The organism is Brevibacillus sp. Leaf182, from assembly GCF_001423865.2.
GTDB classification, from domain to species: Bacteria; Bacillota; Bacilli; order Brevibacillales; family Brevibacillaceae; genus Brevibacillus; species Brevibacillus brevis_C.
Genome location: NZ_LMPN02000037.1, coordinates 256,782 through 274,786 on the forward strand (window position 1 = coordinate 256,782; position 18,005 = coordinate 274,786).

Consider the following 18,005-nt stretch of genomic DNA (forward strand, 5'->3'; position numbering starts at 1 on the left):
TTATCCATACTCGCTCAATATTCTTCAAAAGCTTCCGTGTCGCTCCCTTCTAAGATAACTATGTCATTCAGTCGAGTCCGTAAGCATTTATCGGCATCATAATTTATTCCCTTCCATATCAAAGAACTGTTCATATCAACATCCTTTGTCATGAGGCAATGCTTCCCGACTGTTTCCTAATTCCCATTCTTTTGGTGTTGTACGTATGAATATCGGGGTAGCGCAAGCCTACACTCGCGCTACCCCATTTTGAATCCCTTACTTCAAAATATTGTTGATCAGCGTAGCGTTTTGCTCAACAAAACCTGTATCCAGCATTTTTTCATGATCACCATATCCGTCAAACGCTGCATATGTGCCTGTTGTAGATGAACCCCACAGATTGATATCGCCCCGCACATACTCATGCGTGCTTTGAGTGGACGGTGACTTGATCATATACAGATTGGCAGCCACCTGTCCCTCATTTTTAAGATTGTCGAGATACGAGTAGTAGCTTTCGATTTTCTTCCCAACCTGTTCCTTGAAATACTCACCTTCCCCTTGCAACTGCGGGTAGGCTTGGAGCATGTATTCAACCGTTTCCTGTGCATATTTGTGGCTTTCTTCTGGCGTGAGTCGCTCATCATTTATCTCCTGAATATAGAACGAGTCTAGCAATATCAAATCCGCCACGCGTTCTCCTTGTTTCTCCAGAAGCTTTGTGATTTCAAAAGCCAGATTACCCCCCGCTGAAATACCAAGGAATGTATATGGTCCTTGAGGTTGTATTTGTTTGATCAGACTAAGATAGGCTTCCATCCGATTCTCTGATTCGATGAAATTAAAGCTATAGAACGAATAGTTATCCAATATTTCCGCCAGTCGATGATAGACTACGCCCAGTGCCACCACAGGCGGGAAGCAGAAGATGATCTTCTCCCCGTGAGCTGAGGTAGAAAGCAGCATCCGTTCTGTGGAATAATCCGGCTCGGATGTATTCTGATTCGCAATGAAATGAGCAATCTCACGGATGGTAGGAGTTTGGAAGACTTGATGAATCGGCATCTGGAAGAAAAGCTCTCGCGATAGTCGGGCAGCGAATTTAATAATACTCATGGAATCGGCACCTAGCGTAAAGAGATGGTCGTTTACGCCAATTTGTTCGATTCCCAGTAAATCGCTCCAGATCGTGGCAAGCTGTTTTTCCAGCTCACTCTCTGGTTCGACGTAGACAGTTGTAATCCAGGAGTCTACGTCTGGTCTTGGCATTGCTTTGCGGTTTATCTTTCCATTTTGTGAAAGCGGCATTACATCTACTTGCATAAAATGCAGGGGCACCATGTAGCTGGGCAGAACCTCACCAAGCTTTGTCTTGATCTGCACGGCATCGATTGATTGCTCGGAAACGATGTAGCCGCAAAGATATTTCTTCCCTTTGCTGTCTACTTGGTCCAGTACAACGGCTTCCTTTACCGGAGGAAGCTGCAATAACTGGTTCTCAATTTCCCCAAGCTCTACCCGATAGCCGCGAATCTTCACCTGTGCATCTTTTCTTCCTAGAAACTCAATGAAACCTTCTGCATGCAAAATCCCATAATCCCCTGTCCGATAGAGTCTGCCTAACTGCGGATGCAGTATAAAAGCTTCCTCAGTCTTCACCTTATCTTGCAAGTATTCCTTCGCCAGACCGATGCCTCCAATATAAAGTTCGCCCTGTACCCCGAGCGGACAATAGCCGAGCTGCTCGTTCAGTACGTAAAACTTTTGGTTTGCAAGCGGCATGCCATAAGGGATAGAGGTGTTGGTTTCCGCCAGTGCGTCTACTGGATAATAGATGGACCAGATTGACGCTTCTGTAGCTCCACCCAGACTGATTACATCAGCATCGAGGAAATGCTTGTTGATTTTTTCTGGCAGTTTCACAGAAATCCAGTCACCGCTTAACAGGGCGAGCCGCAATGAACTGTTTTTTCTGTGCGGAGTCGGGCTGGTGTGCTGGTTTTTCAACTCCTGTTCCTCATCATTACTGCCAAGAATCTCTTCCATCAGCAAATCCATGATCGCAGGTACCGAGTTCCAGATGGTAATACTCTTCTCCTCTACCGTACGGCGCACCTCAGCCAAATCGCGTTGATCTGCTACCATAACTAGCGTCGCTCCGGCTGCTAGGGCTCCAAAAATATCGTAGACGGACAGGTCGAAGCACATGGAGGAGAGTCCGATGATTCGATCATTCTCATTGACGGTAAACTTGCGATTGATGTCTTGGATCGTATTGGCTGCGGCACCGTGGGTAATGACCACCCCTTTTGGCCTGCCCGTACTTCCCGAGGTATAGATCACATAGGCCACATCGTCCGGATTGTGATTTTCTTCTAGTTCTTTTGTGCAATATGCTGCTATTCCTTCTTTCTCGTACAACTCAGGGAGAAGCATCCCCCTGCATTGGCTGTGATCGAGAATGTAGTTTACCCGCTCTTCCGGATACTCCGGATCAATTGGCACATAGGCGGCCCCTGCTTTTACAATCCCCAGCAGATTAACAATTGTCTCGATTTTGCGTTTAGCCAGTAAAGCAACCCGATCATTTCGCGAAATCCCTTGCTCATGTAAATAATGGGCTACCTGATTGGAACGCTCATTCAGTTCCCTGTAGGTGATGGCTTCATCTTGGAAAATAACTGCTATTGCTTCGGGTACGCGCATCGCTTGCTCAACAAACAGGGCGTGGAGCGTCGTGTAGGGAATCGCTTCATCCGTGTCATTATAGGCAGCAATGAATCGCTGATCTTCCGCCTTTCCACTAAGCGCATAGAAGTCTTCCCCTTCCAAGACCCGATCAAGCAGGACAAAGTACTCTGCAAACATGGCGGAGATCATGCTGTCCTCAAAAAGCTCCTCCACGTAATCCCACGCAATGGTTAGGCCCCCATCTGCCTCTAGCACCTGATAATCAATGAAGACCTGAGAGGTTTGGGATACGGCCATTTTTAGCTCTCCCATCTGCTCTTGTTCGGGTTGTCCGGAATAACCTGTATCAAGCAGCATGCTGGTAAAGACTATCGGCATGACAGCCCGGTTCCCTTCCAGTCCATGATACCTGGCGAGATCGCGAATGAATTGGATACCATCGTAGTGTCTTCTCTCCAGCGCTTCCATCAACACATCCTGCACAGCCTTGGCCTGCTCCCAGAAGGAGGCTCCCCGAGAAAGTGACAAATCCAGCAGCATGACAGAGGTAAAATCTCCAATTAAGTGCATCACATCTTCATGGAACGGATATCGATTGAAAATGGTGCAGTTCAAAGCAAGCTGGGACTGGTTGCTCCAAAATGCCAACACCTTGGCGAATGCTGTGCACAGTACAGTAGTTGGTGTGATTGAATGCTCTCGCGCTTTGCGCTTCAATTGTTCGTATTTTTCTTTTTGCACTTGCATCGTTACCCGTTTGAAACGTGGGCTTACGATCAGCTCAGGACTTGTTCTCAGCGGAAGGGCCGGAGCGCTTGGAAAATCTTCTAGTTTGTTAAGCCAATACTGCTTATCGTCCTGATAGGTAGGAGACTCTTTGAACGCCTGATAGGCGAGCATATAATCTCGGAATGTAATCCCGATGTCCGGCAGTTGTCGTTCTGGATGGTGGTACAGTTCAAGCAATTCTCTATGAATGAATTGGAAGCTAGCTCCATCTGTGATTAGCATGTCATACCCGATAAACAGATAATGGGTATCGGCCGAGAGCTTATATGCCTTATATTCAAAAAGCGGCCACTGGTCAGTCGGGAAGATATAATGAGACATTCGTTCCCGCTCTGTCTCAATCCAGTGTTGTTGTGCGTCCTTGTCCAGATGTGTCAAATCCGTAATTGAGATCTGATATGCTGGCACATCACGCAGGATCTGTTGTTCGCCACTCGGTAAAATAACGGCGCGCAGCATTGGATGGCGAGCAATGACTTTCTGTAAAGCTTGTGTGAATCTCTGCATATCCAATTTGGTTTCCAACTCCAGATAGACGTGGGTCGAGACTCCTCCCATTTCAAAATGATCGTGTCTCCCCATGAGGTAGGCCATCTGTACATCTGTGAGCGGGAATGGTTCATACAAGCCTGCAGTATCGGCCGTTATCTCGGGATAATTAATGGTGCTCGTCGAAGCGGACTCCGTCAGTAGCTGAGTCAACTTGGAAATCGTCTGGTGACTCAAGAAGTCGCGCAGATTGATCTCTAACCCCATCTCTTTGCTGATACGCGTGCGGATTTGGACCATAAGGACGGAGTTACCACCCAGCTCAAAGAAGTGATCCTCTACGCCGACACGCTCAAGCCCTAATACCTCGGCCCAAATCTGGGACAGCTTTTCTTCATAAGCATTGCTTGGTGCGACATACCTTGATTCTATCTCTTGTTTCGTATCTGGCTGTGGCAACGCCTTGCGATCGACTTTCCCATTGGGTGTCAGTGGGATTACATCCAGCTCGATGAAGTACGTTGGCACCATGTATTCCGGCAGTTCGCGCAAGAGATAGATGCGCAGCTCCTCTGCTGTCACTTCTTCCTCTTCCCTGCTGTAATAGGCGCACAAATATTTCTTGCCACGATGATCTGTCTGGTCGACTACGACAGCTTGCCGGACGAAATCATGGGCCAAGAGTCTTCCCTCAATCTCTCCCAACTCAATGCGATAGCCACGAATTTTGACCTGATGATCTTTGCGTCCCAAAAACTCGATGAAGCCTTCGGGATGGAACACCCCATAGTCGCCCGTCCGATAGAGTCTGCCCCGTTCAGGATGGAGGATGAAGGCTGCGCTTGTCTTCTCTTCATCATGCAGATATTCCTTGGCAAGACCAATGCCCCCGATGTAGAGTTCTCCTTGCACGCCGATAGGACAATGCTGCAATTGCTGATTTAACACATAGAACTGCTGATTGGCGAGCGGCATCCCATAGGGAATGGAGCGCATACCTGCTGGCAAGGCTTCCGGGATCGGGTAATAAATCGACCAGATTGAAGCCTCGGTTGCTCCTCCCAAGCTGATGACCTGAGCTTTCGTAAAGTGGCGCTTGATCTTCTGCGGCAGATGCAGAGCGATCCAGTCTCCGCTGAGCAGTACTACCTTCACTTGTTCCTGCAAAAAGGAGGAGTCGACGTTATCCATCAGCATCTCCATGATCGCAGGCACCGAATTCCAAATAGTAATCCGATGTTCTTCTAGCGCCTGACGCACCTCCCATACGTCACGCTGATCTTGGATCATGACCAGAGCTGCCCCTGCCCCCAGTGCCCCGAAGATATCATAGACGGATAAATCGAAGCACATGGAGGATAGGCCAATAATCCGATCCGTCTCATTTACCCCGTATTTTCGGTTGATGTCCTGAATGGTATTGGCGCAGGCTCCATGGGTAATAACCACCCCTTTTGGGCTGCCCGTACTGCCAGACGTATAGATGACATACGCCACATCGTCAGGATTGTGGTTACTCGTCATCTCATCAGGTGCATAGCTGACCAAGCCTTCCTGTTCGTACAGGTCAGGCTGCAACAACAGCTTGCAATCACTGTTTTCCAGGAGATAGCTTCTGCGCTCTTCTGGATACGCAGGATCAACAGGAACATATGCCGCTCCTGCCTTGAGGACACCCAACAGATTCACAATGGTTCCAACCTGACGGCTCGCTAGGACTGCTACTCGATCCTGTCGCCCTACTCCTTGTGCCTGCAAATAACGGGCTACTTGATTGGAACGCTCATCAAGCTCATGATATGTGAGGTGTTGTTCTTGGCAGATTACAGCCACTGCATCCGGTACCCGCTGTGCCTGTTCGGCAAACAAGGCATGCAGAGTCGTGTACGAGATTTCTTCTGCTGTCTGGTTATAGCTGTGAATGCTCTCTTGCTCCGAGGGACTTAGTTCAAAAATAAATTCTTGCTGTCCTTCGATCTCTGCCGCCAAAATGCCTGTATATTGCGCAAACATGGTGGAGATGATCACAGGCTCAAACAGCTCATCGACATAGTCCCACACAAGGCGCAGGGAACCATTGTCTTCAAACACTTGATGGTCGAGATAAACCTGCGAGGTTTGGCCTGCGCCCATCTGGAATTCCCCTAGTTCATTCCAACTTGCTTCCCCGGATTCCTTGTTTCCAAGCAGAATACTGGTAAAGACGATCGGCATAACGGAGCGTGTCCCATATTGGTGATATTTCGACAACTCCCGGATCATCTCGATTCCATCGTAATGGCGATGCTCCAATGCCTCGAGCAAACGTTCCTGAATCGCGACCGCCTTCTCCCAGAAAGTGAGATGTGCCCGCAAATCGATCTCCAACAGGATCACGGAGGTAAAGTCACCGATCAGGCTATTTACATCCTCATGAAATGGTAACCGGTTAAAGACCGTGAGATTGATCGCAAAATGAGATTGGTTACTCCAATACCCGAGAACTTGCGCATAAGCCGCACACAGAACAGCAGACGGTGTTACATTATGCTCATTCGCCTTGCGTTTCAATTGCTCCCAGTCTGCTCTGGCAAAAGTTTGCTCAAATCGCTTGAAGTGTGGCGAATCAATGCTGCTTGGTTCCTGCTTCATCGGCAAGATCGGTGCCAGAGGGAACGTGGATAGCTGATCCAGCCAATAGGCTTTATCTCTTTCATACGTGTTCGTCTTTTTAAATGCTTCCAAAGCCAAAATGTAGTCGCGATAGGTGCTATCCAACACTGGTGCCTGCCAATCAGGCTGTTGATAAAATTTCATCAGCAGCTTGCCCATTAGTTGGGTACTCGCACCATCAGCGATCAGCATATCGTAGCTGATAAACAAATAGTGGGTATCGGCTGACAGCTTGAACGCTTTATATTCAAAGAGTGGCCACTGGTCGGTCGCAAATACATAGTGTGACGTGCGCTCGCGTTCTTGCAAAATCCACTGCTGTTGCGCATCAGCATCTAGATGCGTCAAATCGAGGATCTCTATCTGGTAAGCTGGTACATGCTGTAAAATTTTTTGTTCGCCCGTAGGCAAGATAATCGCACGCATCATGGGCTGGTAGGCAATGACTTTATTCAATGCTTCATTTAGCGTATGCATATCTGCTTGTGTTTCCAGCTCCGCATAACCATGGGTTGCAACTCCGCCCATTTCAAAATGATCTTCCCTTCCCATGAGATAAGCCATTTGCACATCTGTGAGCGGAAATGGCTCATGCATGTTAGCGGGATCTGGTGTGAGAACTGGATAAACGACTGCTCGGGTCACGTCTCCACTATTAATCAAATGAGCCAGTTTGGAAATCGTCTGGTGACTCAAAAAGTCGCGCAGATTGACATCGATCCCCAGCTCTTTGCTGATACGCGTGCGGATTTGGACCATAAGGACGGAGTTGCCACCCAACTCAAAGAAGTGATCCTCTACGCCGACACGCTCAAGCCCTAATACCTCGGCCCAAATCTGGGACAGCTTTTCTTCATAAGCGTTGCTTGGTGCGACATACCTTGATTCTATCTCTTGTTTCGTATCTGGCTGTGGCAACGCCTTACGATCGACCTTCCCATTGGGTGTCAGTGGGATTTCATCCAGCTCGATGAAGTACGTTGGCACCATGTATTCTGGCAGCTCGCGCAAGAGATAGATGCGCAGCTCCTCTGCTGTCACTTCTTCCTCTTCCCTGCTGTAATAGGCACATAAATATTTCTTGCCGCGATGATCTGTCTGGTCGACTACGACAGCTTGCCGGACGAAATCATGGGCCAAGAGTCTTCCCTCAATCTCTCCCAATTCAATGCGATAGCCACGGATTTTGACCTGATGATCTTTGCGTCCCAAAAACTCGATGAAGCCTTCGGGATGGAACACCCCATAGTCGCCAGTCCGATAGAGTCTGCCCCGTTCAGGATGGAGGATGAAGGCTGCGCTTGTCTTCTCCTCATCATGCAGATATTCCTTGGCAAGACCAATGCCCCCGATGTAGAGTTCCCCTTGCACACCGATAGGACAATGCTGCAATTGCTGATTTAACACATAGAACTGCTGATTGGCGAGTGGTATCCCATAGGGAATGGAGCGCATTCCTGCTGGCAAGTTTTCCGGGATCGGGTAATAAATCGACCAGATTGAAGCCTCGGTTGCTCCTCCCAAGCTAATGACTTGGGCTTTCGAAAAGTGGCGCTTGATCTTCTGCGGCAGATGCAGAGCGATCCAGTCTCCGCTGAGCAGTACTACCTTCACTTGTTCCTGCAAAAAGGAAGACTCTATATTATCCAGCAGCATCTCCATGATCGCCGGTACGGAGTTCCAGATAGTAATCCGATGTTCTTCTAGCGCCTGACGCACCTCGAATACGTCACGCTGATCTTGGATCATGACCAGAGCCGCCCCTGCTCCCAAGGCCCCGAAGATATCATAGACGGATAAATCGAAGCACATGGAGGATAGGCCAATAATCCGATCCGTCTCATTCACCTCGTATTTTCGGTTGATGTCCTGAATGGTATTGGCGCAGGCTCCATGGGTAATAACCACCCCTTTTGGTCTGCCCGTACTGCCAGACGTATAGATGACATACGCCACATCGTCAGGATTGTGGTTATCCGTCATCTCATCGGGTGCATAGCTGGCCAAGCCTTCCTGTTCGTACAGGTCAGGCTGCAACAACAGCTTGCAATCGCTGTTTTCCAGGAGATAGCTTCTGCGCTCTTCTGGATACGCAGGATCAACGGGAACATATGCCGCTCCTGATTTAAGGACACCCAACAGATTCACAATGGTTCCAACCTGACGGCTTGCTAGGACCGCTACTCGATCCTGCCGCCCTATTCCCTGTGCCTGCAAATAACGGGCTACTTGATTGGAACGCTCATCAAGTTCACGATATGTGAGGTGTTGTTCTTGGCAGATTACAGCCGCTGCATCCGGTACCCGCTGTGCCTGTTCGGCAAACAAGGCATGCAGAGTCGTGTACGGGATTTCTTCTGCTGTCTGGTTATAGCTGTGAATGCTCTCTTGCTCCGAGGGACTTAGTTCAAAAATAAATTCTTGCTGTCCTTCGATCTCTGCCGCCAAAATGCCTGTATATTGCGCAAACATGGTGGAGATGATCGCAGGCTCAAACAGCTCATCGACATAGTCCCACACAAGGCGCAGGGAACCATTGTCTTCAAACACTTGATGGTCGAGATAAACCTGCGAGGTTTGACCTGCACCCATCTGAATTTCCCCTAGTTCATACCAGCTTACTTCCCCGGTTTCCTTGTTTCCAAGCAGAATACTGGTAAAGACGATCGGCATAACAGAGCGTGTCCCATACTGGTGATATTTCGACAACTCCCGGATCATCTCGATTCCATCGTAATGGCGATGCTCCAATGCCTCGAGCAAACGTTCCTGAATCGCGACCGCCTTCTCCCAGAAAGTGAGATGTGCTCGCAAGTCGATCTCCAACAAGATCACGGAGGTAAAATCACCGATCAGGCTATTTACATCCTCATGAAATGGTAACCGGTTAAAGACAGTGAGATTGATCGCAAAATGAGATTGGTTACTCCAGAAAGAAAGTACTTGGGCATAAGCCGCACACAGTACGGCAGACGGTGTTACATTATGCTCATTCGCCTTACGTTTCAATTGCTCCCAGTCTGCTCTGGCAAAAGTTTGCTCAAATCGCTTGAAGTGTGGCGAATCAATGCTGCTTGGTTCCTGCTTCATCGGCAGGATCGGTGCCAGAGGGAACGTGGATAGCTGATCCAGCCAATAGGCTTTATCTCTTTCATACGTGTTCGTCTTTTTAAATGCTTCCAAAGCCAAAATGTAGTCGCGATAGGTGCTATCCAACACTGGTGCCTGCCAGTCAGGCTGTTGATAAAATTTCATCAGCAGCTTGCCCATCAGTTGGATACTCGCACCATCAGCGATCAGCATATCGTAGCTGATAAACAAATAGTGGGTATCGGCTGACAGCTTGAACGCTTTATATTCAAAGAGTGGCCACTGGTCGGTCGCAAATACATAGTGTGACATACGCTCGCGTTCTTGCAAAATCCACTGCTGTTGCGCATCAGCATCTAGATGCGTCAAATCGAGGATCTCCATCTGGTAGGCTGGTACATGGTGCAAAATTTTTTGTTCGCCCGTTGGCAAGATAATCGCACGCATCATGGGCTGGTAGGCAATGACTTTATTCAATGCTTCATTCAGCACATGCATGTCTGCTTGTGTTTCCAGCTCCGCATAACCATGGGTTGCGACTCCGCCCATTTCAAAATGGTCTTCCCTTCCCATAAGATAAGCCATTTGCACATCTGTGAGCGGAAATGGCTCATGCATGTTAGCGGGATCTGGTGTGAGAACTGGATAAACGACCGCTCGGGTCACATCTCCACTATTAAGCAAATGAGCCAGTTTGGAAATCGTCTGGTGACTCAAGAAGTCGCGCAGATTGACATCGACCCCCAGCTCTTTGCTGATACGCGTGCGGATTTGGACCATAAGGACGGAGTTACCACCCAACTCAAAGAAGTGATCTTCTACGCCGACACGCTCAAGCCCTAACACTTCAACCCAGATTTGCGCAAGCTTTTCCTCGATGTTCGTACGAGGAGCCACATATCTGGCATCCAGCTCTTGTTTCGTATCTGGCTGTGGCAACGCCTTACGATCGACTTTCCCATTGGGTGTCAGTGGGATTACATCCAGCTCGATGAAGTACGTTGGCACCATGTATTCCGGCAGTTCGCGCAAGAGATAGATGCGCAGCTCTTCTGTTGTCACTTCTTCCTCTTCCCTGCTGTAATAGGCACACAAATATTTCTTGCCACGATGATCTGTCTGGTCGACTACGACAGCTTGCCGGACGAAATCATGGGCCAAGAGTCTTCCCTCGATCTCTCCCAACTCAATGCGATAGCCACGAATTTTGACCTGATGATCTTTGCGTCCCAAAAACTCGATGAAGCCTTCGGGGTGGAACACCCCATAGTCGCCAGTCCGATAGAGTCTGCCTAGTTCAGGGTGGGGGATGAAAGCTGCGCTTGTCTTCTCCTCATCATGCAGATATTCCTTGGCAAGACCAATGCCCCCGATGTAGAGTTCTCCTTGCACGCCGATAGGACAATGATGCAATTGCTGATTTAACACATAGAACTGCTGATTGGCGAGTGGCATCCCATAGGGAATGGAGCGCATACCTGCTGGCAAGGTTTCTGGGATCGGGTAATAAATCGACCAGATGGAAGCCTCGGTTGCTCCTCCCAAGCTGATGACCTGGGCTTTCGTAAAGTGGCGCTTGATCTTCTGCGGCAGATGCAGAGCGATCCAGTCTCCGCTGAGCAGTACTACCTTCACTTGTTCCTGCAAAAAGGAAGACTCTATATTATCCAGCAGCATCTCCATGATCGCCGGTACGGAGTTCCAGATAGTAATCCGATGCTCTTCTAACGCCTGACGCACCTCGAATACGTCACGCTGATCTTGGATCATGACCAGAGCCGCCCCTGCTCCCAGTGCCCCGAAGATATCATAGACGGATAGATCGAAGCACATGGAGGACAGGCCAATAATCCGATCCGTCTCATTTACCCCGTATTTTCGGTTGATGTCCTGAATGGTATTGGCGCAGGCTCCATGGGTAATAACCACCCCTTTTGGTCTGCCCGTACTGCCAGACGTATAGATGACATACGCCACATCGTCAGGATTGTGGTTATCCGTCATCTCATCGGGTGCATAGCTGGCCAAGCCTTCCTGTTCGTACAGGTCAGGCTGCAACAACAGCTTGCAATCGCTGTTTTCCAGGAGATAGCTTCTGCGCTCTTCTGGATACGCAGGATCAACGGGAACATATGCCGCTCCTGCCTTGAGGACACCCAACAGATTCACAATGGTTCCAACCTGACGGCTTGCTAGGACCGCTACTCGATCCTGTCTCCCCATTCCCTGTGCCTGCAAATAACGGGCTACTTGATTGGAACGCGCATCAAGCTCACGATATGTGAGGTGTTGTTCTTGGCAGATTACAGCCGCTGCATCCGGTACCCGCTGTGCCTGTTCGGCAAACAAGGCATGCAGGGTCGTGTATGGGATTTCTGCTTGCGTATGATTAAACGCAGCAATCTGTATCCTATCTTTCTCGCCAATCTGGAGTGGTTCAGGCGTATTCCCTTGTAACAAACTATCTACCATGCTAGAGAAATGACCAAACATCGTCTCCATTAACTCTGGTTCAAACAACTCATCCACATAATCCCAGAATATCCACAGCTCATCCGCTAGCAAGGTTGCCTGGAAATCAATATAAACTTGTGATGTCTGAGTAATCCCCGTCTTGAGATCGCCCAATTGCTCCAAGCCAGGACGACCCGCCTGCTGCTCTCCCGTCAATACAGAGGTGAATACGTAAGGCATGACTGCTTTACCATGCATCCAATCATGATATTTGACCAACTCGCGGATCAGTTCAACGCCTTCAAAATGTCGATGCTCTAATGCTTCAATTAGTACCTGCTGTACATAACGTGCTTTCTCCCAAATCGTTGGCTGAGATGCAAAATGAATCCCCAAAAGCAAATTGGATGTAAAGTCACCAACTATTTGTTCCACATCAGGATGGAATGGATAGCGGTTAAAGACAGTCAGATTGATCGCAATGTCTGATTGGTTGCTCCAGAGTGCCAGAATCTCTGCATAGATCGTGGCAAATAAAGCGGAAGGTGTAACCCCATGCTCAAGTGATATACGCTTCAGCTTCTCCCATTGCTTCTTGCTATAGATTCGTTCTTTACGTTGAAAAGTGGGTAGTTGAATGTCATTCGGGTTACATCTGAGTGGCAATGCCGGAGCCTGTGGAAAGCTTTCCACCTTCTGCAACCAAAATTGCTTGTCAGTCTCATAAACTTCCGATTGCTTCAATGCTTTGTACGCCATCATATAATCGCGGAAGGTAAACGACGAATCAGGCAACTCTGCATCGGGATTCTCATAATATCTCATCAAATCCCGACCAATGATATCCATACTGGCCGCATCGGCAATCAACAGGTCTCGGCCCATACATAAAAGATGCTTATTCTCAGAGAGTCGATATGCCTTAAATTCAAACAGCGGCCATTGATCCGTGGGAAACACGTAGTGGGACATACGATTGCGCTCGGCATGAATGCAAGCCTGCTGTGCCGCTTCATCAAGCTCACCCAAATCCACAACCTCAATCTGATACGCTGGGACATGCTCCAGAATTTGTTGCTCGCCGGTCGGCAAAATAATCGCTCGCAACATGGGATGACGACTGATTACTTTGTTTAGGCTGGCATTGAATCGCCCTATATCAATCGTTGTTTCCACTTCTGTATAGACATGTGTAGATACTCCGCCTAATTCAAACTCGGCATTTCGGCCCAAAAAGTACGCCATCTGTATATCCGTTAATGGGAAGGGCTGATAGAGATGTTCGAAATCAGCCTTCGCTTCCGGGTATGGAGAGACTTCTGCGGAAGCTTTGACTGTATGGTCATCCTTTAATGTTACTTCCCTTGCAGGCTCTAGCTTGGAACAATAGCTTATGAGCTGCTGCAGATAGAAGATAAAATCATCAGCAACCCTGCTTATTGTCTCTTCCCGATATTCCTGCTGGTTATAGTGGATAGCAAGGCGGAACTGGCCCCCCATGACCATGCAAGTGATATCAATGGCGTGGGCTCTTTGTGAAGAAGGGTCGAGCATTTGCCCTGTGCCCACAGGAGATACGCTATATACCTCATCCATTTCCTGATCGAATTGCCCTAAATAGTTGAAGCAGATTTCCGGTGCTTTAGAAAACGTCAGCTCTCGCTTATTTTCGTTAGCAGTCAAATATTTCAGGATTCCATAGCCGATCCCGCGATTCGGAACACCTTGAAGCGTTTCGTGAACCTTGCTGATTTGCTCACCGCAATCATCCGTATCGATTATTTCCAGAGCAAGCGGATACATCGACGTAAACCATCCGATGGTTCTACTGACGCTTATCTCAGACAAAATTTCTTCACGTCCATGCCCTTCCATACCGATTAAGAAGCGATCTTCTTTTGTCCATTTTTTTAGAGTCAGACCAAGAGCCGCCAAAAGTATTTCATTTGTTTCCACACGCACTGCTTTGCCAGCTACACGCAAGAGGTGCATCGTTTCCTTTTTGTTTAGTTCCCGTTCCAATATGTGTGTATCCTTGACAAGATTGCTCTTCGTTTGCTGGTCTTTGGGCAACGGAGAGATGCTGTATGCTTCGAACTTTTGCCAATAATCTTTCTCTTTTAATAGCGGCTGCTGATTTGCATAGGCTGCTAGCCCTTTTGCCCACGATTGATAAGAAGACGTCTTTTTGGGAAGCTGAAGCTCTTTTTGCTCCAACGCTTGTTTATATACCTGAGCCAAATCCTCAAGCAAAATGCGCCAAGATACTCCATCGATGACAAGATGGTGAATGACAATTAAGAGGTGGTCTCCTGTACTTGTCTGGAAGAGTCCTGCCTTGACGAGTGGGCCTTTGGTGATATCTATGCTTCTTTGGATTTCGTTTGCTTTTTCCAGCATCGTTTGCTCGATCTCGGTCTGCTCGCGAAGATCGAACAACGCCAATTCATAGAGAGGGTCTTTCTCTCCTCTATTGGTTTGAATAATCTGTGGCCCATTTATCTGGTAAACCATTCGTAGTGCATCATGATGAATAAACAAATGGGTCAACGCTTTTTCTAGTGCTTCTTTCTCAAAACCTGATTCTCTGTAAAGCATGAAGGCTTGATTCCAATGTCCGCGATGTGGAATCTCCTGGTCAAAGAACCAATGCTGAATCGGAGTAAGCTCCACATTCCCTGTTACCACACCCTGGTCACAGCTTTTGGTAGAACGCTTCATTACTTTCGCCAATTGCGCTACCGTTGGATGGTCAAACAAATCTTTGATGCCGACTTGCAGTCCATGTTTTTGCAGGCGAGAAGAGACTTGAATGGCCTTGATCGAGTCACCGCCAAGCGCAAAGAAATGATCGTCAATGCCAAGCTGTGTAACTCCCAGAACATCTTGCCACACCTTAACCAGGTTCATCTCGGCCTCGTCACGCGGTGCCAAATATTCAGTATTTCCCTGCTCCTGAATGTTTGGCAGCGGCAGTGATTTACGGTCGATTTTGCCACTCTGATTTAACGGGTAGCTATCCAGTTGCATGTAATAGGAGGGAACCATATAACTAGGCAACCGCGCCAGCAAATACGCGCGCAAATCCTCTTCATCAAGGGGTTCGGACATGATCAGATAGGCACACAGATACTTCCCTCCACGCATATCTTCATTCATCGTTACCAATGCTTGCCTGATGGAGCGATAGTTAAACAAATGCGCTTCGATCTCACCCATTTCAATACGGAACCCTCTGATTTTTAGCTGGAAATCCATCCGGCCCATGTATTCGATATTGCCGTCAGGCAGCAATCGACACAAGTCGCCTGTTTTGTACATTTTTGCTCCGGGGGTAAACGGATTTCGGACAAAAACCTCTTCCGTCAGCTCAGGACGATTCACATACCCTCTGGCCAAGCCTGCTCCTGCAATGCACAGTTCCCCCGGTACGCCCAACGGTTGAAGCTGATGATCCCGATCCACAATATACAACTGGATATTCTCCACTGGCTTCCCGATCAGAACGGTAGACACCTCTGTCCCAGCCGGACAATCATAATAAGAGACATGGATAGTAGCTTCGGTTGGTCCATACAGATTTGAGAGGATGAGCGAAGTATTACCTCTCCAGAGCTGATTAAAACGATTCACATGCTGAGCGGAAAGCGCCTCTCCGCTTGCGAATACTTTTTGAATGGTAGAGAGTCGCTTCACATGATTGTCGCCGTATTCGAGATAATCCAAAAAAGCTTGAAGCATGGATGGGACAAAATGAATGACAGTCACACCCTGTTGTTCGACAGTTTGAATAATCGTCTCAGGCTCTTTTTCTCCGCCCGGTTCGAGAAAGCAAAGCGTTGCTCCCTGGAAGAACCACCAGCATAGCTCAAAGACAGACACATCAAAGGTATACGCTGTCTTCTGCATGATCACGTCATTTTCCGTGATCGGATACTGATGTTGCATCCAGCACATATTGTTGATCACAGCATGGTGTTCAATCATTACGCCTTTAGGCATCCCTGTCGAGCCAGAGGTATAGATGACATAAGCCAGATCGGCCGAAACATTAATACATTCCAGATCAGAAGAATCTCCTTGGTAAAGAGCTTTATCATCCAGATCCATGACGATTTGCTCCACATCCAGTTCTTGTATGAACGGAGACTGGGTCAGGAGCAATTTGGCTTCGCTGTCTTTGAGCAAGAAGCGAATGCGCTCGGCTGGATTGGCAGGATCGATGGGGACATACGCGCCGCCTGCCTTATGAATAGCCAGAATGGCAATCATCATCTCAAATGATCGTTCTACCATCAAACCGACTATTTGATTGGGCCCGATCCCCTCTCGACGCAATACCCGAGCCAACTTATTGGAACGTTCGTGCAATTCCCGGTAGGTCATGGACCGATCTCGGAAAAGAAGCGCCGTTTTTTCTGGATGCCTCCTCGCTGATTCTGTAAACACCTGATGCAGCAGCTTGTCTTTGGGATATGACATCTTTGTCTGGTTGTAATGATGTGATAGCTCATTTTGCTCTGCATCTGTGAGTATACATAGTTTGCCTATTTCTACTGAGGGATCACTAAGAATTGTCTTTACCACTTCCCGGATATGGCCAGCCACTTTTTCCATATGCTCCTGCTCGTAGACAAGGCCGTTATATTTCAGTGTGATGGCTAATTCCTCAGTCGGGATCACAATCAGATTAAAATCATAGTTGGTCTGTTCAAACAGATCAAAATCATACAGTTTTAGCCCCTGAAAATCATGGCCGCCTAGCAAATCTACTTCAAGCGGCACATTTTCAAAAGCGATAATGTGATGAATCAGGCCTTGTGACAACTCAGAAGCAGCCTGAATCTTGGAAAGCGGAAAATAACTATGCTCTTCCGAAGCCAGCATCTGTGTCTGCATCCGTTTCATTAGCTCTGTAAAGCGTATCCCCGCTTCAAATTGAACACGCACGGGATTCGTATTGATAAACAGGCCGATCATCTGCTCAATTCCTGAAATCGGAGCTTGTCGACCAGATACAACCGCGCCGAACAATACATCGTCAGCGTTGTTATAGCGCTTCAGAATAATACTCCAGATGGATTGAACAACCGTATTGAGCGTTACATGATGCTCTTTCGCCAACCGTTTCAGGCGTGCTGTTTCTTCTTTGGAAATCGTGAGCTGTACCTTTTGTTGTTGGTATCCAGAAGACTTTTCCTTCTTCGCCCATGGCAACAAGGTAGGCTCGTCTACTCCCTCAATGTAATCGCTCCAGTATGCACCTGCCTTTTGCTGATTCTGCTGATGCAACCATTGCAAATAGGTGGAAAACGGTTTCGGCTCCGGCAACCGGGGATCGGTGTTTTCCGCCATGGCCTGATAAATCGCAAAGAGCTCCTCGATAATTGGCCCGAGGCTCCAACCATCCACAATGATATGGTGAAAACTGAGCAGCAGGTGAAAATCGGCTTTTCCCTTTTTGAAAACAGATAGGCGGATCAGTAAGTCGCGCGTCAGGTCAAAGCCTTTGGCCCGGTCCTGCTCTTTCAAAGAGGCAAGTAAGTCTGCCTGCTCCTGCCCTGAATAGAAGGAGAGGTCCGTATAGCTGATCTTGCTTTTTCTTTTTTCTAGCACGATTTGGATCGGTTGCTTTGCTTTCTCTGTATTGAAAACCGTACGGAAAACATCATGACGCATAATCAAAAGCTGTAGGCTTTGCTCCAATAAAGATTTCTGAAGATCTCCTTTGATTCCAAAGGAAAGCTGAACGAAGAACGACTGATCATTGGGATCGAGTAAGGAGTGGTAGAGAATTCCTTCCTGCATCGGTGTTAATGGATACACTTTTTGCAGTAATTGTTGAGAAGACATATGTT

The 18,005-nt window shown here is 48.0% G+C and carries 1 protein-coding gene; it reads right to left on the reverse strand.

What is annotated here, in order from left to right:
- Nucleotides 1-258: 258 nt before the first annotated feature.
- On the reverse strand, nucleotides 259-18,000 hold the full coding sequence (locus ASG16_RS28330) for a non-ribosomal peptide synthetase (protein WP_111914535.1): 17,742 nt from the start codon (nucleotides 17,998-18,000) through the stop codon (nucleotides 259-261).
- Nucleotides 18,001-18,005: the final 5 nt, after the last annotated feature.

Excerpts from the sequence above, each read along its gene's own strand:
- ASG16_RS28330 (WP_111914535.1), bottom strand. The coding sequence starts at position 18,000 with ATGTCTTCTCAACAATTACTGCAAAAAGTGTATCCATTAACACCGATG.